Origin of the sequence: Kribbella sp. NPDC059898, assembly GCF_042730855.1 — a bacterium.
Taxonomy (GTDB): Bacteria; Actinomycetota; Actinomycetes; order Propionibacteriales; family Kribbellaceae; genus Kribbella.
This window is the reverse complement of the sequence record NZ_JBHWKR010000002.1, coordinates 107541-130468: the sequence shown is the minus strand read 5'-3', so window position 1 is coordinate 130468 and position 22928 is coordinate 107541. Positions and strand designations below refer to the sequence as shown.

Below are 22928 nucleotides of genomic sequence, written 5' to 3'. Positions count from 1 at the left end.
CCACCCTCGCGCGCGCAACCTGCAGACAACCTGACCAGGATCTGCTCTAGGGCCTGGGGAACCGTACTTCGACGTGCCCGCGGCCGTCGGCGACGGCGCGGACCGTGAGGCCGGTCGCGGTCGCGATCCGGCGGACCACGGCCAGCCCGAGGCCGTGACCCCGGGTACGGCTGTGGCCGGGCGTGAAGACCCGCTCGAGTTCGTCCTCCCGGAAGCCGGGGCCGTCGTCGAGGACGTGGACGACGACGTGGTCGTCGTACGTCGCCGCGGTCAGCGACGTTCGGCTCCGGGCGTGCCGGGCGGCGTTGTCCAGCAGCGGCGCGAGGACGGCCACCACCACGTCGGCGGGGACCGCCACGTCGAGGTCGGGCGGCAGGTCGAGGTCCACGACCCGGCCTTCCACGACCTGTTCGAGCACCGGGGCCAGCCGGCAGCTCGCCTCGCGCGGCATCCGGGAGCGGGCGGCGTCCAGGATCGCGGTGACCGCCGTACTCAGCCGGTCCGTCTCGGTGAGGACGAGTTCCGGGTCGACCTCGGCGCCGGACAGCTCCGCGAGCTGCGCCTCGCCGCGCAGGACCGACATCGGCGTGCGCAGTTCGTGCGCGATCTCGTCGGTCAGCCGGCGCTCGTCGGCGATCGTGTCCGAGACCCGGTCGAGCAGCCGGTCGAAGGTCTGCGCGAGTTCGCCGAACTCGTCCCGCGGCGGCCCCATCCGGAACCGCCGGTCGGGGTCGTGGTCGCCCCATTCGTCGGCCAGCGCGGACATCCGCCGGACGACGTGCAGCGAGCGGCTGACCCCGACGTACGCGATCACGGCGGCGAGCACGATCGCGAACGCGCCGAGGATCAGCGACATCACCAGGCTGCGCTGCTCGGAGCTCTCGTACGGCGCGAGGTCCACCATCACGACCACGGTCACGTGCTGCCCCTGGATCGGCAGCGGGGCGCCGTACAGCAGGTACGGCGGGGTGGTCACGAACTCGCTGCGGCCCGACGCCCCGAGGCGCTGGACGTCGTCGGCGGTCGACGGGTGCAGGGTGCCGTCGATCAGCCGGCCGTCGGCGTACACCCAGGTGACCGTGTCGAACGCGTCGCCGGCGCCCTCGACCAGCCGGAGCTTCCCGCCGACCACCTCGACCGTCGCCGCGACCGCCTCGGCCCGGGTCCGCGCGAGCGTCCGGGTGTCGGCGTCGGTCGCGCGGGTCAGCAGGACGTGACTGAGTACGACGAGCACCGCGACGACCAGCGTCGCCGTCAGCACCGCCAGCGACACGATCCGCCCGCGGAAACCGCTCAGTCCCATCGGTACCCGACCCCGCGGACGGTCGCCACCCGTTCCGCGATCCCGAGGCGGTCGAGCTTCACCCGGAGGCGGCGCAGGTAGGAGTCGAGCGTGTTCTCGCTGACGTACGCGCCGTGCGGCCAGCCCGCCGCGACCAGCGCGTGCCGCCGTACCACCTCGCCCGGGACCGAGATCAGCCGGCCGAGCAGCCGGAACTCGGTCGGCGTCAGCGGCTCGCCGGTCACACCCCGCCGTACCTCGTGGCTCGTCGGGTCCAGCACCACCTCGTCGGCCGTGACGTTCACTGTCGTCCGCTTGAGCAGCGCGCGGACCCGGACGAGCAGCTCCGGTACGTCGAACGGTTTGGTCAGGTAGTCGTCGGCGCCCGCCTCGAACCCGCTGACCTTGTGGTGCAGCCCGCTCAACGCGGTCAGCATCAGCACCGGCGCGTCGACCCCGTGCGCCCGCAACGCCAGGCACACGTCCCGCCCGTCCGCGTCCGGCAGCCCGAGATCGAGGACCACGGCGTTCGGCGCCGGCTCCAGCTGCGCGAGCAGCTCCCGGCCGTTGGCGGCGGCAACGACCGTGTGCCCGTCGGCCTCCAGCGCCCGCCGGAGCACACCACGCAACGCACGATCGTCCTCACACACCGCAACTCTCGCCACCAGGGCAACCTACCCACCCGTAGCTGAGTGTCAGCTGAAGGCGGCGGCATTCTGCCACGGCGTACATCCGCCCCGCGCATGCGTTGATCGGGCCGTCGCCGGGCTGCGAGGTTGTGCTCTCCGCCACTGATAGGAGCACGATGAAACGACGTACCAGCGGTATCGCTGCCGCGTCCGCGGTGGTGATCGCGGCCGCCCTGCTGGCGCCGGCCGGCGCCGCCGCGAGCAGCGCCGCGGATCCGAACGGACCCCACGCCGCCGGGCGGTCAGCGCTCGGCCAGAACTCCGGTACGCCGGACCCGCTCTACCGGCCGCGCCAGGCCGACGGGTTCCAGCCGACCGGCGACACCGTGTCGAAGCCGGCCGCCGAGAAGCTCGGTGCCGCCGACACCAAGCTGCTCCAGCAGGCGCAGTCCGCGAAGAAGAAGACCGTCACCGTGCTGATGCTCGCGCACAACGGTGCGACCGACGACGTGGTCGCCGCGGTCAAGAAGGCCGGCGGTACCGTCGGGTCGGTGTCCGGCAAGGTCGGGTACGTCCGGGCCAGCGTCCCGACCGACAGCGTCACCACGCTGGCCGCGCTGCCCGCGGTCGGAGCGATCGACCTCAACCGCACGTACGCCGTTCCCGTTCCCAACGTGAGCACGTCCGGCGCCCGCTCGGAGCAGGCCGCCGGTCCGCAGGCGCCGAGCGCGGCGACCCCGGTGGACAACCCGTACCTGCCGATCGACGAGACCGGCGCCTCCGCCTTCGCCGCCGCGAACCCGGCGTGGGACGGCCGCGGCGTCCGGGTCGGCGTACTGGACACCGGCGTCGACGTGGAGCACCCGGCGCTGCAGAAGACCAGCGACGGCAAGCCGAAGATCGTCGACTGGGTCACCGAGACCGACCCGGTCACCGACGGTGACGGCAGCTGGATCCGGATGACCCTGACGAAGACCGGGCCGACGTTCACGTCCGGCGGCAAGACCTGGACCGCGCCCGCGGGCACCTTCCAGTTCGGCCTGTTCTACGAGGGGTCCACCGCCGGCAGCGACTTCGCCGGCGACCTCAACCAGGATGGTGACACCAACGATTCGTACGGCGTCCTGTACGACCCGGCCACGCACCGGATCTGGGTCGACGGGAACAACGACCAGAACTTCCTCGACGACGGCGCGATGGCCCCGTACGCGGTGCGGCAGCAGGTCGGGCACTTCGGCGCCGACGACCCGAAGACCCCGCAGAACGAGCGGATCCCGTTCGTCGTCGAGTACCGCGACAACGTCGACCTCTCGCCGCTCGGCCCGAGCTACGCGGGCAAGACCGCGAACTACGTCTCGATCGGCCTCCCGGTCGCGGCGCACGCCACCCACGTGGCCGGCATCATCGCCGGTACGTCGATGTTCGGCGGGCAGATGCACGGCGCCGCACCGGGCGCCCAGATCGTCTCCGCCCGCGCCTGCGTGTGGAGCGGCGGCTGCTCCCAGGCCGCGCTCACCGAGGGCATGATCGACCTGGTCGTGAACCGGCACGTCGACGTCGTCAACCTGTCGATCGGCGGCCTCCCGGCCCTCAACGACGGCTCGGACGTGATCGCGTCCCTGTACGACACGCTGATCGACAAGTACGGCGTACAGATCGTGGTCGCGGCCGGGAACGACGAGCTGGGCACCAACACGGTCAGCTCGCCGTCGGTTGCGAGCAAGGCGCTCTCGGTCGCGGCCTCGGTCAGCTCCGCCACCTGGTGGGCGAACTACGGGTCGAAGGTCGCCACCCCGCTCGGCATCTTCGGGTTCTCGTCCCGCGGTCCGGCCGAGAACGGCGCGCTCGCCCCGCAGATCGCGGCGCCCGGCGCGGCGATCTCGTCGATCCCGATGTGGTTGCCCGGTGAGGCGGTCGCGGAGGCCGGCTACTCGCTGCCCGCGGGCTACGGGATGGCCAACGGTACGTCGATGGCGACACCGCAGGTCACCGGTTCCGCGGCACTGCTGCTGTCTGCGGCCAAAGCTCGTTCACTCACGGTCTCGCCGGCCGCTTTGCGTACGGCGTTCACGGGCACCGCGCGTCCGATCACCGGCGTACCGACGACCGCGCAAGGCGCCGGCGTCATCGACACTGTCGCGGCTTGGAAGCAGCTCAGTGCGGGCGTCCACGTCAACAACCTGACGGTGTCCGCGCCGGTCTGCAGTTCGTTGTCCGGTCTGCTCGCGCAGCCCAACACGGGCACCGGCATCTACAACCGTTGTGGACAGGCGACCGGCACGGAGCAGACGTACAAGGTGAACGTCACCCGGACCAGCGGCGCAGCCGGAAACGCCGTGCACCGGATCGGCTGGATCGGCAACGACGGCACGTTCAGCGCCCGTGCGGCGCTGCCGTTGCAGCTCGGCAAGTCCGCCGAGATCACGGTCACGGCGCTCCCGCGGACCTCCGGGGTGCACAGCGCGATCATGACCGTCGACGACCCGGCCACGGTCGGCATCGACCAGTTCATCCCGGTCACCGTGTTGTCCACGAAGAAGCTGACGGCACCGGACTTCGCCGTCACCAGCGCGGGCAAGCTCCCGAAGACGGGCAGTACGTCGCTGCTGGTCGACGTACCGGAAGGCGTCGAGGCGCTGCAGCTCACGCTGAACGGCGTCGCGAATGGCAGCCAGGTCCGGATCCTGCCGATCGACCCGGACGGCATGCCGGCCGACTCGAACGCGAGCAACCACTGCTACACGAACTACACCGACCCGGCCGGCTGCAACGCGACCGCCCGCGCGGTCTACCGCCCGAAGCCCGGGGTATGGGAGTTCGTGGTGGAGTCCCGCCGTACGTCGGCGGTCGAGCAGAACCCCTACGTGGCAACGGTTTCGCTGCAAGGCATGAAGTTCGACCCGGGTACGGTCACGCTCGACAAGGTGACGATGAACGCGCCGACGCCCGTGAAGAGCACCGGTACGAATGCGTTCGCCCCGGCGATCGCCACGGTCGGTACGGGCGAGATCGGGTACGTCCGTGATCTGTACGCGCCGGTGTCGCAGGGCGCGACGACGATGAACCAGGTCGACGTACCGCGGCAGGCGACCCGCCTGGACCTGACGCTGACGCCGCGGGACCCGGCGGCCGACCTGGACTTCTACCTGTTCCTCGGCAGCAGCATGGTCGGTTCGGGCACCACGACCGGGGGTGCGCCGGAGCGGATCGTGCTCGACGACCCGCGGCCGGGTTCGTACTTCGTGGTCGTGGCCGGGGCGAACGTGCCAAGCGGTGAGGTCACCTTCGACTACCACGAGGAGATGTACTCGAAGGGCCTCGGCACCATCACCTCGGCGACCGGGACCAGCTATCCGGTGGCGAGCGGCCGGACGATGCCGATCGACGCCACGATGACCGTCGCCGCGCGGCAGCTGAGCAGTGCGCCGATGGTCGGCCGGGTCCGGGTCGCGAACCAGTACGGGACCACGATCGGCGCCGTCAACGTGAAGCTGCCGGTGGTCGACGTACCGAAGCTGGACGTCGTGAAGTGGGACAAGCCGTTCGTTGGTGCGGCCATCAACGAGAGCGGTGTGGTGGCGGGCGACCGGCAGTACAACTCGCACATGACCCCGACGGTCTGGACCGCGCAGACCGGGTTCACCAACCTGGACCTGGGGACCAACCGGGAAGGCTCGGTCCTGGGTCTGAACGACGCGCAGACCGCGGCCGGGATCGTGATCGGCTCGTCCGGCCACCTGATGCCGGCGGAGTGGGCCAAGGACGGTTCACTCACAGAGCTGGGTGTGCCTGGCTGGCGTGCGTACTCCGGTGGCTATGCGACCGCGATCAACAACTCCGGGACCGTGACCGGGTTCGCGGAGCTGACGGTCAAGGAGGCCGACGGCTGGCACAACTACAGTGACCCGTTCGTCCACGCGAACGGGACGTTCACCAAGCTGGAGCACCTGTCGAGCGACCCGTCCGGGACGCAGCCGCGCGCGATCAACGACTCCGGCACGATCGCGGGCAACGCGCTGACCGCGGACCACGTCATGCACGCGGTCACCTGGGACGCCGGCTCCGGCGCCGTCCACGACCTCGGCACCCTGCCGGGGCAGCGCTCGGCGCAGGCGATGGACGTGAATGCGACCGGCACCGTGGTCGGGACCAGCGGCGACGACGCGTTCGTGTGGACGAAGGACCGCGGCATGCGGCGGCTCGCGGACTACGGATTCAACGCGACCGCGACCGGCGTCACCGACGACGGCTGGATCCTCGGGACGGTCGAGCTCGCACCGGACTTCGAGGTGTCCGCGCTCTGGGATCCGTCCGGGCGGCTGTGGGACCTGTCCGGGATGATCCCGGGCAGCGATTGGTTCCAGCCGACGTACAGCTTCGGCATCAACAACAAGCACCAGCTGATGCTGTACGGCGAGGGCGGCCCGGGCAACGCGACGTCCAGCTCGGTCCTGCTGAGCATCCCGGCCGGTCTGGGTCAGTAGCACGTGGTGCCGGGCCGTCGTTCCGCGGCGGCCCGGCCCGCTTTACAGCCAGCCCCGATCCCGCGCGTGCCAGCCGAGCAGGACGCGGGAGTCGGTGCCGGCCAGGTCCATCAGCCGGCGCACCCGGCGCTGCACGGTCCGCAGCCCGATCCCGAGCCGGGCGGCCACCGCCGCGTCGGTGTACCCGGCGAGCAGCAACGTGAGTACTTCGCGGTCCGCCGGGTCGTTGAGGTCCGTCGGCGAGGCGAGATACGGGTCGACCCGCCGTCCCGGTGCCTCCCGCAACTGCATCGCCGTACGCCACAAGCTCTCGAACGTGAAGATCAGACAGTCCAGCAACCCGCCGCTGCGCACCAGGGCGTTCTCCGGTTCGGCGGCCCCGCCGCGGGTGAGTTGGACGATCGCGATCGTGTCGTCGACGATCAGGAACTTCGCCGGCAACGACTGCACCATCCGGATCTCCTGACCGCGGTCGAGCGAGGTCAGCAGATCCTTCTCCGCGGCCGGTTCGTCGAGCACGGTCCGCTCGATGATCACCCGCTCGCGCAGACCACGGCCCGCCACCTCGCGCTCGGTCTCGGTCTCCGACAGCCCGTTGACCGAGAACGGCGGCTTGGCGAACAGCCGGTACTGCTCCCGGCCGGACAACAGCAAGCGACTGAGCAGACCGCCGAGCTCGCGTTCACCGCGGACGATCTCGATCCCGTCCGAGACGTGCACCTGACGGGCCTTCTGGTACTCCTCGGCCAAGGCGTCGAGCGCCGTCCGGGCGTCCCGCACCTCCTGCTCCCGCCGCACGACGATCGCTCCGAGCGCGAGCGACGGCGACACCGCGGAGAGCCGCCCGTCGGCAACGTCGACCAGCCCCGCGGGCACCAGCGCGTCCAGTGCAGCGGTCACCTCGCCGGCGCCGATCCCGAGCCGTACGCCGACCTCGGCCGCGGTCGACGTACCGCCGGAGATCAGGTCCCGGTAGACCCGTTCGGCAGCCGGCCCGACACCAAGCCCGGCCAGCGAACCGAAGGGGGTCATGCGGCGACTATACGGACCAGCATCGGTGGGTACGCGCAGGCCGTGCGGCCGGCCTCGTCGCGGCGCAAGAGCAGCGACGCCGGCGCGCACTCGACGCTCACGGGATGATGCCGCGGCGGCGGGCCTCCGCGACGGCAGCCGTGCGGCTGTCGACGGCGAGCTTCGCGAAGACCTGGACGAGGTGCGACTTGACGGTCGCCTCGGTGATGAACGAGGCACGGGCGATGGCCTGGTTGGACCGGCCGGCCGCGACCATGCCGAGGATCTCGATCTCGCGTGCGGTCAAGGCCCGCTCGGGTGCCCGGACCCGGGTGACCAGGCGGTTGGCGATGGCCGGGGTCAGGACGGTCTCGCCCGCGGCGGCCAGCCGTACCGCGGTCAGGAGCTCGTCCGGGTCGGTGTCCTTCAGCAGATAGCCGGTGGCGCCGGCCGAGATGGCCGGGAGGATGTCGGCGTCGCTGTCGTAGGTCGTCAGGATCAGGACCCGCGGCGGCCGCGGCAGCTCCAGCAGCCGCCGGGTGGCTTCGGCGCCGTTCATCCCGGGGCCAAGATTGAGGTCCATCAGGACGAGGTCGGGGTGGAGCTCGGCCGCCTGGGTAACCGCGTCGGCGCCGGTGGCCGACTCACCGGCCACCTCGATCCCCGGGTCGGCGGCCAGCGCCGCGCGCAGCCCGCGGCGCACGATCGGGTGGTCGTCGACGATCAGCACCCGCAGCGGCTCGGTACTCACAGTTCCTCCTCGATCGGCACCTGCAGCGGCTCGGCATTCACGGTGCCTCCTCGATCGGGATCCGGGCGCTGAGCGCGGTGCCCTGCCCGGCACCGGACTCGATCACCAGCGTGCCACCGACGGCCTCCAGCCGGCGGCGCATGGTGCTCAGCCCGAGGCCCGTACCGGTGCTGCTGGACCGCGGCCGTCCAGGATCGAAGCCCTCTCCGTCGTCGACGACGTCCAGGCTGACCGCGCCGGGATGGAACGTCAGCGTGAGCTCCGCGTGGCCGGCGCCGGCGTGGGCACGGACGTTGGCGACCGCCTCCTGCCCGGCGCGGAGGAGCGCGACAGCGGCCGGAGTAGCGAGCGGGTACGGCGTACCGTCGACGGTCAGGTGGGCGTCCACGCCGAGCCGCCGCGCGTCCTCGACCAGCTGGCCAAGCGCGTCAGTCAGCGGGCGTCCGGCCAGTGACGCGGGCGTCAGCGCACGGATCGTCCGGCGGGTGTCCTCGAGCGCCGCCTGGGCCGACTCGATCGCGGCGTCCAACTGTTCGCGGGCCGCGGGCGGTGCGTCGGGCCAGCGGCCGGCCGCGGACTTCAGCAGCAGCACGATCGCCGACACGCTCTGGGTGGTGGTGTCGTGGATCTCGCCGGCCAGGCGCTCCCGCTCCGCGAGCACCCCGGCCTCGCGTTGCGCGGCCGCGAGCTGGTCCTGCGCCGCGGTGAGTTCGGCGAGCAACTGCCGCAGGTTCCGGTAGACGGTCATGATCACGACCGCGACCGCCGCGCCGATCACCGGGCCGAGCACACTCGGCGCGGTCAGCTTCCCGGCCGGTACGGCGACGGCCGCGATCGCCACCGCGGTGAGTACGGCGACCACCGGCGGCCCGACCGTCCGCGGCAGCAGCTGCATCGCGAGCAGGAACAACGCGAACGCCAGCCACACGAAGTCGACCGACAGCACGGCGAGCACGATCCACCCCGCGACGAGACCGGCGAACCAGCCGCCGGCGACGCCCCGGCCCGACGCCCGGCGCGCCAGGACGATGCCCAGCACGTACCAGACCGCGACCGCGACCACCACCGCCAGTACGGCGGCTGTGTGCCCGCCGGACCGCGCCGTACGGACGGCACCGACCACCAGCAGGACCGCGAACAGGACATGCTCGGCCTGCCGGAGGAACGACAGCGTGACGGCCGCGGGCCGCGTCGGGGGACGATCCATGACGGTAACGACGGTACCGGCCCGGCGGGCGCCGCACCCCCAACTTTCGATGGGTTCCAGGTCCCATCGGTCGCGCGATGTGCGCGGGCGTCCGGGCGAGCACGCTGGAGACATGTTCATCGCAGTTCGTGACCTTCGATTCGCCCGCGGGCGGTTCGTGCTGCTCGGGTCGATCATCGCGCTGATGACCGCCATGGTCGTCCTGCTGACCGGGCTGACAGCCGGGCTCGGCGCGGCCAGTGTGTCGGCGGTGTCGGCGCTGCCGGTCGACGCCGTCACCTTCCAGCGCCCGGCCGCTGGGCAGCAGATTTCCTTTGCCACCAGCAACCTTCCCGCGGACACCGCCGGCGCGGTCGCGGCCCGGCCCGGTGTCGATGCCGCCTATCCGCTGGGCGCCGCGACCACCCGGCTGCAGACCGGCGACCGCTCGACCGCGGTCACGGTGCTCGGTACCGATCCCGCGCTCTACCCGGCGCTCCGGCAAGGCCGGGCGCCGACCGGTGCCGAGGTCGCGCTGGGCAGTGAGCTGGCCAAGTCCCAGTCGTACGCCGTCGGCGACACCGTGCTGCTCGGCGGTCAGCGGGTCACCGTGGCGGCGATCGTGGACAGCACCTCGTTCAACCACCTGCCGGTCGTGTACACCCCGATCGGTGCCTGGCAGCGGATCGCCCGGACCGACACGATCTCCGCGGTCGCGTCCGCCGGCAAACTGCCGGGCGACGGCGACGGGTGGACGTCGGTCAGCCGCGATCAGGCGTTCGCCGCGGTCGGCGGGTACGCCTCCGAGCAAGGCTCGCTGCAGTTGATGCGCGCGCTGCTGCTGGTGGTCTCCGCGCTCGTCGTCGGCGCGTTCTTCACGGTGTGGACCATGCAGCGCGGCCCCGACCTCGCCGTCGTCCGGGCGATCGGCGGCAGCCGTGGATACCTGTTGCGCGATGCACTGGCGCAGGCCGGGATCGTCCTGCTCACCGGTGCCGCCGTGGGCGCGGCGGTCGCCGCGGGCGTCGGCGTACTGGCGGCTCGCGTGATGCCGTTCGTCCTGGACGTCAGCACGATCGGAATCCCGCTCGTCGCCGTGATCGTCACCGGCGCCCTGGGCGCCGCCTTCTCCGTCCGCCGGGTCAGCACCGCCGACCCACTGACCGCTCTGGGAGCAGCGCGATGACCCTGACCCTGACCGATGTCCGCCTGACCTATCCGGACGGCGACCGGCGCCTGGTCGCCCTCGACGCCGTCGACCTGCGGGTCGCGCCGGGCGAGTTCGTCGCGGTGACCGGCCCGTCCGGCTCCGGGAAGTCCAGTCTGCTCGCGGTGGCCGGAGCGCTCACGACACCGGAGCACGGGACCGTCGTCCTCGAGTCGACCGATGTCACCGCGCTCGACCAGCAGGGCCGTGACCGGCTCCGGCGGGAGCGGATCGGGTTCGTGTTCCAGCAGGCCAACCTGCTCGCCTCGCTGACGGCCGTCGACCAGCTGCTGCTCGTCGCGCATGTCGCCGGAACCTCTCGGCGTACGGCGGAAACCCGTGCGCGCGAACTGCTCGACCGGGTCGGGCTCGGTTCCAAGGCGGGCAAGCGGCCGCAGCAGCTCTCCGGCGGCGAACGTCAACGCGTCGGGGTCGCCCGCGCATTGATGGGCGACCCCGCTCTGCTCCTGGTGGACGAACCGACCTCGGCCCTCGACCACGACCGCGGCGAGGCGGTCGTCCGTCTGTTGCGCGACATCACGCACGAGCAGCAGGTCGCCACGGTCATGGTCACCCACGACCTGCAACACCTGCACCTCGTCGACCGGACCGTGACGATGGACGACGGGCGCCTCACCGCCCCGGTCCCGGCCTGAGTTACTGGCAGAGGGCGGTGTCGAGAGCGCCGGCCACCCGCTTGGCGTCGGCTTCGGTGGTTGGCATCGAGGTGACGGCGAGGGCAGCTTCGCGGCCGTCGGTGGTGACCTCGTTGCGGGTCTCGAAGCCGAAGATGTCGCCGCCGTGGCCCCAGGCGTAGCCGCCGCAGGGGAGTGGCCGGGCGGCGATGCCGAGGCCGTATCTGCCGCCGGGCGTCACATCCAGGTCGGGTGCGGGGACGGTGGTGAGCATCTGCTTGAGCTGCGCGGGGCGGAGGAGTTTGCCGTTGATGAGCGCGGTGAAGAAGCGGTTCAGGTCCGCGGGTGTCGAGATCATCGCGCCGGCGGACCATCCCGGCGACGGCTCGAGTTCGGTGACATCGACGTTCCGGCCGGTGGGCGTCGTCTTGTAGTAGCCGTGCGGGTGCGGGCCCGCGATGGTCTGGTCGCCGAGCGCCGGCCAGTACGTGTCCCTGAGGCCGATCCGGTCGATCACGCGCCGGGTGATCTCCTCGCCGATCGGCCGCCCGGTCACCTTCTGCACGAGCAGACCGGCCAGGATGTAGTTGGTGTTGCTGTACTCCCAGCTCGTCCCCGGCGGGAACGATGCCTTGTGCTTCAGCGCGACGTCGACCAGCTCGCGCGGCTCCCAGTACACGTGCTGCAGCTTCAGGTAATCGCCCGCCAGTACGTCGTCGTAGTCGGGGATCCCGCTGGTGTGCTGGAGGATCTGGCGAACGGTGATGCGCCGCCCGTCCAGACCGTCGCCGCGGACCATCCCCGGCAGGTACTTGTCGATCGGCGCGTCCAGGTCGACCTTCCCCTCGCCGACGAGCTGCAGTACGACGGTGGCCGTGAACGGCTTGGTGTTGCTGCCGATCCGCACCCGGCTGTCGCGGGCGATCGGTGCGTGGGTGGTCAGGTCCGCGACTCCGGCGGTGTAGGTCCGAACCCGACCACTGCGGTCCCGGACGGTGGCGATCGCGCCTGGAAAGCTGTTGCCCTTGGCAAGGGCGTCGAGCTGCTGCTGTACGGCGTCGTGCCGGATCGTTGCCGCCTCGGCGGCCGGCGGCGTACTGGTCAGGGTCGCGGCGGTGCCGAGTCCGGCGAGTGCGAGGACGGCGGCGACGGCGAGAGTGAACTTTGGCATGTCGAAAAGGCTAGAAACGATGCCGTCGGCAATCGATCCCGCTGGCGCCCGGCGCGAGGTAGAGCGTGCTCTACCCCTGGACCCGGACCAGCTCGGAGCGCGCGTGGTCGACGCCGGGGGAGCTGCCGCCGCCGGCCCGGGCGATCTCCTGCGCCAGGTCGTTCGCGGCCTCGATCCGGTGCCGCGCCTTCGACCGGCTGTGCAGCTGCTTGCGGTACTTCTTCCGGTCCTTCCGCAGCCCGCTGACCGCGTCGAGCAGGGCCTCGTCCAGTACGCCGGACTCCACCTCGGGCGCGAGCAGGTCCCGCATCCAGGTCCGCTCCTGCGCCGCCGCGTGCCGCAGTACGTAGAAGAGCGCCGTCAGCTCGACGATCGCGATCAGGAACGGCAGCACGACGGCGAACGCCGAGCCGCCGCTGAGTCCACCCATGTCGTCCCACGCGAAGTGGAACACCATCGCCATCAGCATCGTCAGTACGCCGCGCACCACCCGGCGGTCACCGCTCCGCCCGAGCACCCACATCAGCCCCGCGCAGAAGATCGCGCTGAACATCGCGTGCGAGACGATCCCGGCCGCGCCGCGGACCACGAAGACCCGCAACGACGAGCTGAACTGGTCGACGCCGTACACCTGGGTGGCGCCGTTGTACACGTACAGCAGGTCCTCGAAGACCTGGAACCCCAGCCCGATGAACGCGCCGATGATGAACCCGTCGTACGCGCTCCGCACCAGCCGCGGCGCGAGCCCGATCAGCAGCACCAGGCCGAGCGCCTTCGCGAACTCCTCGTTGACCGGCGCGGTCAGACCGGCCGCCCAGTTCGTCGCGAACGACGTACCGCCGAGCTTGGTCCAGATCTCCAGAAGTGCGCTGTTGGCCGGCAACGCGATCCAGAACGTCGCCGCGACCCCGCCCCAGACGAAGCCCGTCGCGAGCAGCGCCGGAGGTTGCGCGGTGAACCGGTTCTGCCGCTGCAGCAGGATCAGCCACGGGACCAGGTAGAGCCCGAACAGGATCACGCCGCCGGTCAGCGCCGCCTGGTAGAACTGGGCGCCGGTCGCGAAGTACCGCCACATCGTCAACGCGCCGCTACCGACACCGAACAGGTACACCCAGAACGCGACGTTCTGCGGCTGCAGGAACCGGTACGGCTGTCCCCACCCGGACTCCTCGATCGCTTCCTGCTGCGCGGTCACTGCGGCGCTCCCGGCTTGATGCTGCGGAGCAAGGCGTCCACTTGATCCCGGTAGCGCTCGAACTGCCCGGCCGAGGTCCGCACCTCCACCAGCAGCGCGGGCGCCGCGGCGACCTGTTCCGGCGTACCGACGGCCATCTTGAACGCGACGTCGACCGCGTCCCCGCTCGGCCCGGTGCTGCTCTGCACGACCCCGACGAGCCCCGCCTCGGTCGTCAACGACCCCCGCGCGCCGAGCACGGTGGCCGAGTCGCCCTCGGACCGCCGTACCTGATCGAGAAACGCGGCGGCGTCCCCGTCGTACGTCGTCCCGTCGAGCTCGACCGTCGCACCGCCGGACGCGAGCACCACCTGCAGATTCGTGGCGACGGCCCCCGCACCACCGACCAGCGTGCCGCGCTCGAGCTGCCACCCCACCGGCGGTACGGCGCTCGCACCGCCGCCGAGGTCGAGCACCTGCCCAGCCTTGATCTCGTTGTGCCACGGGATCGCCGAGTTCAACGCCTGAAACCCGTAGATCAACAGCAACGCCACCACCAGCGCGGCGAACCCGGCCCCGAACGTCCGCCGATCCAGCCCAACCACCCGATGCTCAACCGGCACCCACCCCTGCGGTGTTGTGATCACAACACTCAGCGTAACCGCCGAAAGTGGAGTCCGCCCTACCTTCGGTCGCCTCGATTGCCTGGCTGCTGCCAACCAGACCATCCGGAACGTCGTCTACCCCACCGTCGGCGGTACGTCGGTCCGCGTCCGGCTGACCAACCGGTACGGCACCCGGCCGGTGACGTTCGACCAGGTGACCGTTGGCCAGCCCAACGGAGCGAAGACCCCGGTGACCTTCGGCGGCGGTACGTCGGTGACGCTCGCGGCCGGCGTCGACGTGGTGACGGCGCCGCATGTCGGTACGAGCGTCGCGCTCGGCGACTCGATCACCGACGGGACCGGAACGGCCGACAACAGCAACACACGCTGGAGCGACGCGCTGTTCGCCCGGATCGCGGCCGGCCAACCCGGGCAACTGCAGGCGGTCACGAACTCCGGGATCGGCGGCAACGAGGTGACACTCGACCGCCAGCCGCCCTACTTCGGCGTCAGCGCGCAGCACCGGCTCGACGCCGATGTCCTCGACCAGCCAGGGGTTTCACTGGTACTGGTTGCCGAAGGCATCAACGACCTGACCGCGAGCAACATCCCTGCGGACGAGGTGATCGGCGGCCTGCGGGACCTCGTCGACCGGACGCACGCGGCCGGCCTGAAGATCGTTGGCCTCACCATCACACCGTGCGGCGGGTACGGCGTCTGCGGCGCCGGGCCCCTTGCCCAGCGGGCGATCGTGAACAGCTGGATCCGTACGTCGGGAGCGTTCGACGCGGTGGTCGACTTCGACGCCGTGGTCCGCGACCCGGCGAACCCGGACCACCTGCTGGCTGCCTACGACAGCGGCGATCACCTGCACCCGAACGCCGCCGCGTACCAGCAGTTGGCGGACGCGATGGATCTGCGGCAGCTGGATCGGTTGGTCGATCGTCACCCACGCTGATCGCGCGGAGGTGCCGTCGACTCACGGAAGATCAGCCGGTTGATCTTCTGCTCGGGAGGCGTCGGAGCCGGTTCGCCGCGGATCTCGGCCAGCAGGCGCTGGATCGCGACCCGGCCCTGCGCCTCGCGGTCGACGGCGACGGTGGACAGGGACGGCGTGGCGAACCGGCCGATCTCCTCGTCGTCCCAGCCGAACACGCTCAGGTCGTCCGGCACCTTCCATCCGCGGGCGAGCGCGCCGCGCACGACGCCCATCGCGACCACGTCGTTCGCCGCCACCACCGCGGTCACGTCGGTGTCGTCCGGCAGCGCCAGGATCGCGTCGTACGCGGCCTGCGCCGACCAGTCGCAGTCGATCGCCCCGGCCGACCGCAGCCCGCGGCGCTCGATCGTCTCCAGGTACACGCTTTTCCGGTTCCGCGCGGAGGCGAAGTTCTCCAGGTCGCCGGCCAGGTGCAGGAACGTCCGGTGCCCGAGGGAGGCCAGGTAGTCGACGATCTCCCGGACCGGGGTCGCGTCCGCGAGCTCGGCCAGCCCGTGCAGCTTGTCGTCGTACGTGCTGCTCTCGACGATCGGCACCCGGTTCGTCTTCTTGCCCTTGAGGGCGAGTGGCGAGAACGCCAGGATGCCCTCGACCTGTCCGGATCTGGCCAGCTCGTCGACGCGGGCCGACCGGGCCGCGGAGCCGCCCTCGACGCTGACGATCTCGACCTGGTACCCCGCCTCGTGGGCGGTGTGGGAGGCCGCGGCCAGCATCCGGCCGGGGAAGTGCATGCCGGAGGCAAGCACGATCGCGAGCCGGTTGGTGTGCCGGGTGCGCATCGACCGGGCGACCAGGTTCGGCCGGTAGTCGAGGGTCTTGACCGCGAACTCGACCTTGACCCGGGTCTTCGGCTTCAGGCTGTCCTTGTCCTGCAGGTAGCGCGACACAGTGGTGTGCGAGACGCCGGCCAAACTGGCCACTTCGTGAATGGTGGCCGGCCGTCTGGGTGCTGACTCTGCCACGAACCCCCTCCTTCTCCCCGGGATCCTCCGAGGCTCCGCAGCCTATCACCGAGGTCTTGACACCCAAACACAGCTGAGGTTAGCTACCGGCTCAGAAGTGGATCGATCACTTTTTATTCGAGCGACCGACCAGAGGAGAGTCCGTGGGTGAAAAGCGCTCGCTGGGGACGCGATTGAGGCGTGATTACCCAGTGTTGCTGCTGGCGGTTCCGGGTCTGTTGATCCTGCTGGCGTTCCAGTATTACCCGCTCTGGGGAAATATTATCGCCTTCCAGGACTATCAGCCGTACCTGGGCGTCGGTAAGAGTCTCTGGTCCGGATTCCAGAATTTCTCGGTGATCTTCAACGGTGACGGAGAATTTCTCAACGCTGTCAAGAACACGCTGATTCTTACGCTTATTCAGACCGTCATCGTGTTCCCGGCGCCGATCGTGGTGGCGCTGGTGCTGCACAGCCTGCTGTCGAACAAGCTCCGGCAGTTCGTGCAGACGATCATCTACCTGCCGCACTTCATGTCCTGGGTGATCGTGGTGGCGATCTTCCAGCAGGTGCTCGGCGGCACCGGAATGATCAACAACTGGCTGCGGAGCCACGGTTACAGCCCGATGCACATCATCGGCAACGTCGAGGCTTTCCGCGCGCTGCTCACGTCGCAGGTGCTCTGGAAGGACACCGGCTGGGCGACGATCCTGTTCCTCGCCGTACTGTCCCAGATCGACCGCTCGCTCTACGAGGCGTCGGCGGTGGACGGCGCGGGACGCTGGCGGCAGACCTGGCACGTCACGCTGCCCGGGCTGAAACCGATCATCATCCTGCTGCTGATCCTGAAGCTGGGTGACTCGCTGACCGTCGGGTTCGAGCAGATCGTCCTGCAGCAGCAGGCAGTTGGCGTCGACGCCAGCGACGTACTCGACACGTACGTCTACAACAACGGCATCCTCGGCGGCAACTGGGGGGTGGCAGCGGCGGTCGGCCTGGTGAAGAGCGCCGTCGCCCTGGCCCTGGTGCTGTCCGCCAACAAGATCGCCCATCGCCTCGGCGAGGAAGGCGTGTACCGCGGATGAAAGCCAAACAGTCCCGCACCATGGTGGGCGGCATGCCGATGCCGGGCGTCACCGAGCGTGTGGTCAAGGCGGTCTTCCTGACCGTTATTTGCGCGGTCGTCGTGCTGCCGTTCATCGGCGTTATCTCGACCAGCCTCGCGCCGGCCGCGGAGGTCACCAAGGCCGGCGGGTTCGTACTGTTCCCGACCAAAGGCATCGACTTCACGGCGTACCGCTCGATCCTGTCCGGCGGGACCGTGACGCAGGCGCTGCTGATCAGCGCGTTCGTCACCGCCGTCGGTACGACGATCGCGGTCGCGCTGACCTGCACGCTCGGGTGGGCGCTGAGCCGCCGCGGCACGATCGGCAACAAGGCGCTGTTGCTGCTGGTGCTGATCAGCCTGCTGTTCAACCCGGGCCTGATCCCGTCCTACCTGACCGTCCAGCAGTTCGGTCTGCTGAACAGCCTCTGGGCGGTGATCGTGCCGGTCAGCGTCAGTGCGTTCAACGTGATCGTAGTCCGCTCCTTCTTCGTTGGACTGCCCAACGAGATCATCGACGCCGCGCGGATCGACGGCGCCTCGGAGTGGAAGCTGTTCCGCCACATCGGCCTGCCGCTGTCCAAGGCGGTGATCGCGGTGATCGGCCTGTTCTACGGCGTCGGCTACTGGAACAGCTTCTTCAACGCGATGCTCTACCTCAACGACAGCGCCAAGTGGCCGCTGCAGCTGGTGCTCCGGACGTACGTCGTGAACGGCGTCGAGCTCGGCGGCCAGGACCTGGGACTCGCGGGTGAGGCGGCCCCGCCGCAGACCTCGATCCAGATGGCGATCCTGATGATCTCCGTGGTCCCGATCCTCTGCGTGTATCCGTTCATCCAGCGCCACTTCGCCAAGGGCGTCCTGACCGGCGCCGTCAAGGGCTGAAACTTCTCAGAGAGGAACCCCCATGAACGTCAACGATGCGCGGCTCGGCCGCCGGGCGGTGCTCGCCGGTGCCGCGGCGCTCGGGCTGGCCGGTACGGTCGGCTGCTCCAACAACGGCCGCGGCGCGTCGGGAGCGGGCAACGACGAGGCCACCAAGACAAAGATCCGGCCGGCGTACGAGCGGTACGACGGGGTCAAGCCGGACCTGCCCGGCGCCGAGTACAAGATCCCGGACGCGTTCAACAAGTACCCGGCGAGCCCGGTGCAGGCGATCACCCAGGCGCCGGGCGACGGCAAGCCGATCACGGTGACGACGTACACGAACACGCCGATCCCGCCGAAGCTCGAGCAGAACACGTTCTGGCAGGAGTTCAACAAGCGGGTCGGGTCGCCGGTCCAGGTGAACCTGACGCCGTCGGTGGACTACGACAAGAAGTTCGCCACCGTGGTCGCCGGCGACCAGCTGGGCGACGTCTTCACGGTCGGCAACGTACCGCAGACGCCGCAGATGCTGGCCGCGAAGGCGGTCGACCTGACCCCGCACCTGTCCGGCGACAACATCAAGAAGTACCCGTACCTGGCGAACCTGCCGGAGCTGGCCTGGAACTCGGGCATCTTCGACGGCAAGATCTACGGCATCCCGGTCCCGCGCGGCGCGATCAGCTCGCAGGTGATGTACAGCCGCGGCGACATCCTCGAGGCGCAGGGCCTGAAGGCCGAGGTGAAGAGTTCGGACGAGTTCCTGGAGCTCTGCAAGGCACTGACGAACAAGAAGCTGAACCGCTTCGCGCTGGCCACCGCGCCGACCCAGTTCGTCCGGAACATGTTCGACATCCCGAACGGCTGGAGCAAGGACGGCGACAAGCTCGTCAACTCGCTCGAGCACGACGGCCAGGAAGAGGTGCTGAAGATCCTGCAGCAGCTCTGGAAGTCGGGCTACATCCACCCGGACGCGTACTCCGGCCAGAACCTGGACATGAAGACCCGGTTCGCGAACGGCTCCAGCCCGCTCGTCCAGGACACCTTCAGCGGCTGGCCGACGTACCTGCAGACAATGACCGACCCGAAGGCGACGATCTCGATCATCGCGCCGCCGAAGCACGACGGCTCCGGCATGGGCACGATCTGGCTCGGCGCGCCGGCGATCGGCGTGACCGCGATCAGCAAGAAGGCCGAGGGCCGGGTCGAGGCGCTGCTCGGGTACCTGAACTTCCTGGCGACGCCGTTCGGCACCCAGGAGTACCTGTTCCGCAAGTACGGCCTGGCCGGCGTGCACCACAAGCTGGTCGACGGCAACCCGGTGCTGAACGCGAAGGGCTTCAGCGAGGTCCAGCTGGGCCTGATGTACCAGGCCGACGCGCCGTGGACGATCTTCCTGCCCGAGCACGCGGGCAGCGCCGAGACCCAGTTCAACGCGATGAAGGGCGTCGTACCGACCGCCCTCGACAACCCTGCCGCCGGTCTGTACTCCGAGACCGGGAACCGCAAGAACAAGCAGCTCAACGACGCGATCGGTCAGGTCACGGACGACATCGTGCAGGGCCGCAAGCCGCTGTCCGCCTGGGCGCCCGCGGTGAAGAAGTGGAAGAGTGACGGTGGGGACAAGATCGCCGAGGAACTCGCTCAGGCCCTGAAGTCCTCGCGCTGAACATCCGGAACACGTTCTACGGAAGGAACACCTTGACCTCCAGTCAGCACGTCAGGTTCGCCGCCGTCGGGCTTGACCATTCACATATCTTCGGGCAGGTCGCCGGCCTGCTCCGGGCCGGTGCCGAGTTCGTCGGGATGGCCACCGACGACCCGTCCGCCGCGGTCGCGACGCAGCTCCGCGAGCGCTACCCCGACGTACCGTTCGCCGACGACCTCGACGAGCTGATCGCCCGGGACGGGATCGACGTGATCGTCACCGCCGCCGTGCCGGACCGGCGCGGGCCGATCGCGGTCGCCGCGCTCCGGGCCGGCAAGGACGTGGTCTCCGACAAGCCCGGCTGCACGACGCTCGACCAGCTCGCCGAGATCGAGCGGGCGGTCGCAGAGACCGGCCGGTTCTGGTCGGTGACGTTCTCCGAGCGGTTCGAGGTGCCGGCCGCGATCAAGGCCGGCACACTGGTCCGCGAGGGCAAGATCGGCACGGTCGTCCAGACCCTCGGCCTCGGGCCGCACCGGATCGGCGACCGCGCCCACCTGGCCGGCGGCGCCGGCCGCCCGGACTGGTTCTACGACAAGGCGCGGTACGGCGGGATCCTGGCCGACATCGCCTCCCACCAAGTGGACCAGTTCCTCTGGTTCACCGGCGCGAAGACCGCCGAGGTGGTCACCAGTACGGTCGGCAACTTCGGCAACCCGGACGACCCCGGCCTGCAGGACTTCGGCGAGATGCTGCTCCGCAGCGAGCACGCCCAGGGCTACATCCGGGTCGACTGGTACACACCGGCCGGGCTGCCGACCTGGGGTGACGGCCGGCTGATCATCCTCGGCACCGACGGCTACATCGAGCTCCGCAAGTACATCGACATCGAGGGCCGCGAGGGCGGCAACCACCTGTTCCTGGCGAACCAGGAGGGTACGCAGTACATCGACTGCTCGGACGTCAAGACCTCGTACTACGAGGACCTGATCCATGACGTCCGGGAGCGGACCACGACGGCCGCACCGCAGGAGCACACGTTCGAGGCGACCCGGCTCGCGCTGGTCGCCCAGGAGAACGCCGTGCTGCGCGGAGCCGCCCGATGACGGACGGCGTCCTGAAGGTCGCGATCGTCGGGTGCGGCAACATCAGCCGCCGGCACGCTGAGGCCTACGCGAGCACAGGCCGGACGGAGCTCGTCGGTACGGCGGACATCCACGAGGAGAAGGCACGGACGCTGGCCGACCGGTTCGGCGGGCGCCCGTACGGCAGCCTGACCGAGCTGCTGGCGGCCGAGGAGCCGGACCTGATCTCGATCGCGACCCCGCCGGAGAGCCACGGCGAGCTCGCGGCCGAGGCGCTGGCCGCGGACCGGTCGGTGCTGCTGGAGAAGCCGCCGGTACTGAGCCTGGAGGAGCTGGACCACGTCGCCAAGGTCGAGGCGGCGAGTGCCGGATCGGCGTCGGTGGTGTTCCAGCACCGGCACGGCTCCGGCGCGATCCGGGCCCACGACCTGCTCGCCCGCGGCGCGCTCGGCCGGCCGCTGGTCGCGGTCTGCGAAACGCTGTGGTTCCGGCCGGTCAGCTACTTCGACCCGGAGTGGCGCGGTACCTGGATCGGGGAGGGTGGCGGCCCGACGCTCGGTCACGGCATCCACCAGATCGACCTGCTGCTGCATCTGCTCGGGCCGTGGAAGTCGATCGACGCCACCGCCGTACGGCTCGACCGGCCGGTCGAGTTCGAGGACGTGTCGATGGCGTCGGTGGTGTTCGAGAGCGGGGCGGTGGCGACCGTGATCAACAGCCTGCTGTCGCCGCGGGAGCTGAGCCGGATCCGGATCGACACGGCCGGCGGCACGCTCGAGGTGAACCACGTCTACGGGTACTCCGACAAGGACTGGACGTTCCATCCGGCGCCGGACGCGGCGAAGGCGGCCACCCTCGGGCTGGACCCGGGTGTCCGCAAGGCCGAGTCCGCTGAGGCCGGGGTCGCTGCCGATCCGTGGGCGGCGTCGGCGGGTGCCGACGTCCCGAGCAACCACGAGGCGCAGATCGGCCACCTGGTCGACGACCTGCTGGCGGGACGTCCGCACGATACGTCGCTGGCCAGTACGCGGCCGACGATGGAGTTCGTCACCGCGCTGTACGCGTCGGCGATCACCGGCACCCGGGTCCGCCGTACGGACCTGACCCCGGACCACCGGTTCTACGGCATGCTGCACGGCGGGTTCGGCAAGGACGAGATCGTCGAGGCCTTCCGGCCCTGACGGCTGAGCGGCTGACGGCAGCGTCCTAGGCTGCCGTCAGCCCGGCCGGGGTCAGGGCTTGCGGCCGACGCCGACCCAGAGGCTGCACATGATGTCGGTGAACTCGCCGCGGTCGACGTACTCCTGGGTCTCGTCGTCCGGGAACCAGCGGAACGGCGACACGACGCCGGGCTCGACCAGCTCGGTGCCCTCGAAGAAGCGGGTCACCTCTTCCTTGCTGCGGACCTGGGCCTCGCCGCCGTCGGCCTTGTAGACGACCATCGCGCGCTCCCACAGCTCCGGCGCGAAGTCCGGGGTGCAGTGCGAGAAGATCAGCAGCGAGCCCGGCGCGAGCGGCGCGACCAGTTGGCTGACCAGGTCGTACGGCTTCAGGTGGTCGGGCAGGTAGTGGAAGACGCCGACGATGCTGAGCGCGACCGGCTTCGTGAAGTCGATCAGCTCCTTGACCTCGTCGGAGGCCAGGATCGCCTGCGGGTCGGTGACGTCGGCCTCGAGGTAGGCCGTCTTGCCTTCCGGCTTGCTGACCAGCAGAGCGCGCGAGTGGGCGAGCACGATCGGGTCGTTGTCGGCGTACACCACGTGCGCCGACGGGATGATCTCCTGGACCACCTCGTGCAGGTTCGGCTCGGTGGGGATGCCGGTGCCGATGTCGAGGAACTGCGTGATGCCTTGCTCGGCGGCGTAGCGCGCGGCCCGGTGCATCCACATCCGGTTCGACTGGGCGGCGGTCCGGAACCCCGGGAACGCCTGGAGCAGGTGTTCCGCGGCCTGCCGGTCGGCGGCGAAGTTGTCCTTCCCGCCGAGGAAGTAGTCGTACACCCGGGCAGGGTGCGGCTTGTCCAGATTCAGCTGGTCGTACATCCCCGGTTCGGCGTCGTGCGATTCGGCCATGAACATCCCATTCGCGGTGCGGTTCAGAACTGGAATTCATCGTAACCGGCGCACAACTCACCGTGACACCGGCAGCAG

19 protein-coding genes are annotated in these 22928 nt (G+C 70.1%); 9 read left to right on the top strand and 10 right to left on the bottom strand.

All coding sequences use genetic code 11. The features are described 5' to 3' along the window. Nucleotides 1-46: 46 nt before the first annotated feature. Both ACFV9C_RS06160 and ACFV9C_RS06155 read right to left on the bottom strand, forming a co-directional pair. Nucleotides 47-1303, bottom strand: a complete 1257-nt coding sequence (locus ACFV9C_RS06160; RefSeq protein ID WP_380191005.1) for an ATP-binding protein — start codon at nt 1301-1303, stop codon at nt 47-49. Next, entirely contained in the window at nt 1294-1947 is a 654-nt protein-coding gene (locus tag ACFV9C_RS06155) for a response regulator transcription factor (RefSeq protein ID WP_380191004.1), read from the bottom strand. The genes ACFV9C_RS06160 and ACFV9C_RS06155 overlap by 10 nt, the downstream gene beginning before the upstream one ends. Before the next feature lie 140 nt (nt 1948-2087). Between ACFV9C_RS06155 and ACFV9C_RS06150 the strand changes: the two genes are divergently transcribed. After that, complete coding sequence (locus tag ACFV9C_RS06150) at nt 2088-6395, top strand: S8 family serine peptidase (RefSeq protein WP_380191003.1); 4308 nt, start codon at nt 2088-2090, stop codon at nt 6393-6395. Between the two features lie 42 nt (nt 6396-6437). On the opposite strand, the gene ACFV9C_RS06145 is transcribed toward ACFV9C_RS06150, so the two are convergent. The 3 genes from ACFV9C_RS06145 to ACFV9C_RS06135 all read right to left on the bottom strand — a co-directional run bounded on the left by ACFV9C_RS06145 (nt 6438) and on the right by ACFV9C_RS06135 (nt 9364). Continuing rightward, the gene (locus ACFV9C_RS06145) at nt 6438-7427 is read right to left on the bottom strand and encodes a helix-turn-helix domain-containing protein (RefSeq protein WP_380191002.1); all 990 of its coding nucleotides are present in this window, start codon (nt 7425-7427) and stop codon (nt 6438-6440) included. A gap of 97 nt (nt 7428-7524) precedes the next feature. Beyond that, nucleotides 7525-8157: a response regulator gene (locus tag ACFV9C_RS06140; protein WP_380191001.1), complete on the bottom strand. Its 633-nt coding sequence runs from the start codon at nt 8155-8157 to the stop codon at nt 7525-7527. A gap of 37 nt (nt 8158-8194) precedes the next feature. After that, entirely contained in the window at nt 8195-9364 is a 1170-nt protein-coding gene (locus ACFV9C_RS06135) for a sensor histidine kinase (RefSeq protein ID WP_380191000.1), read from the bottom strand. Nucleotides 9365-9476: 112 nt separating this feature from the next. On the opposite strand from ACFV9C_RS06135, the gene ACFV9C_RS06130 reads away from it, so the two are divergent. Both ACFV9C_RS06130 and ACFV9C_RS06125 read left to right on the top strand, forming a co-directional pair. Then, nucleotides 9477-10529, top strand: coding sequence for an ABC transporter permease (locus ACFV9C_RS06130; protein WP_380190999.1), 1053 nt, complete (start codon nt 9477-9479; stop codon nt 10527-10529). Beyond that, nucleotides 10526-11206 carry an ABC transporter ATP-binding protein gene (locus ACFV9C_RS06125; protein ID WP_380190998.1) on the top strand — a complete coding sequence of 227 codons (681 nt, stop codon included), beginning with the start codon at nt 10526-10528 and terminating at the stop codon, nt 11204-11206. The genes ACFV9C_RS06130 and ACFV9C_RS06125 overlap by 4 nt, the downstream gene beginning before the upstream one ends. Nucleotide 11207: 1 nt before the next feature. Here ACFV9C_RS06125 and ACFV9C_RS06120 read toward each other — a convergent pair whose 3' ends face one another. From ACFV9C_RS06120 to ACFV9C_RS06110, 3 genes are all read right to left on the bottom strand, one after another. Beyond that, on the bottom strand, nt 11208-12356 hold the full coding sequence (locus tag ACFV9C_RS06120) for a serine hydrolase domain-containing protein (protein ID WP_380190997.1): 1149 nt from the start codon (nt 12354-12356) through the stop codon (nt 11208-11210). 70 nt (nt 12357-12426) lie between these two features. After that, nucleotides 12427-13551 (bottom strand): PrsW family intramembrane metalloprotease, encoded by a 1125-nt coding sequence (locus ACFV9C_RS06115; RefSeq protein WP_380190996.1) that lies wholly within the window; start codon nt 13549-13551, stop codon nt 12427-12429. Further along, on the bottom strand, nt 13548-14177 hold the full coding sequence (locus tag ACFV9C_RS06110; protein ID WP_380190995.1) for a hypothetical protein: 630 nt from the start codon (nt 14175-14177) through the stop codon (nt 13548-13550). The genes ACFV9C_RS06115 and ACFV9C_RS06110 overlap by 4 nt, the downstream gene beginning before the upstream one ends. Here ACFV9C_RS06110 and ACFV9C_RS06105 point away from each other — a divergent pair. Further along, the gene (locus ACFV9C_RS06105; RefSeq protein ID WP_380190994.1) at nt 14170-15093 is read left to right on the top strand and encodes an SGNH/GDSL hydrolase family protein; all 924 of its coding nucleotides are present in this window, start codon (nt 14170-14172) and stop codon (nt 15091-15093) included. The genes ACFV9C_RS06110 and ACFV9C_RS06105 overlap by 8 nt on opposite strands. Here ACFV9C_RS06105 and ACFV9C_RS06100 read toward each other — a convergent pair. Continuing rightward, nucleotides 15081-16055: a LacI family DNA-binding transcriptional regulator gene (locus ACFV9C_RS06100; protein WP_380190993.1), complete on the bottom strand. Its 975-nt coding sequence runs from the start codon at nt 16053-16055 to the stop codon at nt 15081-15083. The genes ACFV9C_RS06105 and ACFV9C_RS06100 overlap by 13 nt on opposite strands. 185 nt (nt 16056-16240) lie before the next feature. On the opposite strand from ACFV9C_RS06100, the gene ACFV9C_RS06095 reads away from it, so the two are divergent. The 5 genes from ACFV9C_RS06095 to ACFV9C_RS06075 are packed head-to-tail and all read left to right on the top strand — an operon-like array spanning nt 16241 to nt 21959. Then, the gene (locus tag ACFV9C_RS06095) at nt 16241-17161 is read left to right on the top strand and encodes an ABC transporter permease (RefSeq protein WP_380190992.1); all 921 of its coding nucleotides are present in this window, start codon (nt 16241-16243) and stop codon (nt 17159-17161) included. After that, a complete protein-coding gene (locus ACFV9C_RS06090; protein WP_380190991.1) occupies nt 17158-18066 on the top strand; it encodes a carbohydrate ABC transporter permease in 909 nt (302 codons plus the stop codon). Before ACFV9C_RS06095 ends, ACFV9C_RS06090 begins: the two co-directional genes overlap by 4 nt. A gap of 22 nt (nt 18067-18088) precedes the next feature. Next, nucleotides 18089-19714, top strand: a complete 1626-nt coding sequence (locus ACFV9C_RS06085) for an extracellular solute-binding protein (protein ID WP_380190990.1) — start codon at nt 18089-18091, stop codon at nt 19712-19714. A gap of 32 nt (nt 19715-19746) precedes the next feature. Continuing rightward, a complete protein-coding gene (locus ACFV9C_RS06080; RefSeq protein WP_380190989.1) occupies nt 19747-20799 on the top strand; it encodes a Gfo/Idh/MocA family protein in 1053 nt (350 codons plus the stop codon). Beyond that, complete coding sequence (locus ACFV9C_RS06075; RefSeq protein ID WP_380190988.1) at nt 20796-21959, top strand: Gfo/Idh/MocA family protein; 1164 nt, start codon at nt 20796-20798, stop codon at nt 21957-21959. The genes ACFV9C_RS06080 and ACFV9C_RS06075 overlap by 4 nt, the downstream gene beginning before the upstream one ends. 51 nt (nt 21960-22010) lie before the next feature. On the opposite strand, the gene ACFV9C_RS06070 is transcribed toward ACFV9C_RS06075, so the two are convergent. Continuing rightward, nucleotides 22011-22850 (bottom strand): SAM-dependent methyltransferase, encoded by an 840-nt coding sequence (locus tag ACFV9C_RS06070; RefSeq protein WP_380190987.1) that lies wholly within the window; start codon nt 22848-22850, stop codon nt 22011-22013. Between the last annotated feature and the right edge of the window lie 78 nt (nt 22851-22928).

Coding starts and splice junctions, on each gene's coding strand:
- ACFV9C_RS06160 (WP_380191005.1), bottom strand. CDS start 1,303: ATGGGACTGAGCGGTTTCCGCGGGCGGATCGTGTCGCTGGCGGTGCTG.
- ACFV9C_RS06150 (WP_380191003.1), top strand. CDS start 2,088: ATGAAACGACGTACCAGCGGTATCGCTGCCGCGTCCGCGGTGGTGATC.
- ACFV9C_RS06145 (WP_380191002.1), bottom strand. CDS start 7,427: ATGACCCCCTTCGGTTCGCTGGCCGGGCTTGGTGTCGGGCCGGCTGCC.
- ACFV9C_RS06135 (WP_380191000.1), bottom strand. CDS start 9,364: ATGGATCGTCCCCCGACGCGGCCCGCGGCCGTCACGCTGTCGTTCCTC.
- ACFV9C_RS06130 (WP_380190999.1), top strand. CDS start 9,477: ATGTTCATCGCAGTTCGTGACCTTCGATTCGCCCGCGGGCGGTTCGTG.
- ACFV9C_RS06125 (WP_380190998.1), top strand. CDS start 10,526: ATGACCCTGACCCTGACCGATGTCCGCCTGACCTATCCGGACGGCGAC.
- ACFV9C_RS06120 (WP_380190997.1), bottom strand. CDS start 12,356: ATGCCAAAGTTCACTCTCGCCGTCGCCGCCGTCCTCGCACTCGCCGGA.
- ACFV9C_RS06090 (WP_380190991.1), top strand. CDS start 17,158: ATGAAAGCCAAACAGTCCCGCACCATGGTGGGCGGCATGCCGATGCCG.
- ACFV9C_RS06085 (WP_380190990.1), top strand. CDS start 18,089: ATGAACGTCAACGATGCGCGGCTCGGCCGCCGGGCGGTGCTCGCCGGT.
- ACFV9C_RS06075 (WP_380190988.1), top strand. CDS start 20,796: ATGACGGACGGCGTCCTGAAGGTCGCGATCGTCGGGTGCGGCAACATC.
- ACFV9C_RS06070 (WP_380190987.1), bottom strand. CDS start 22,850: ATGGCCGAATCGCACGACGCCGAACCGGGGATGTACGACCAGCTGAAT.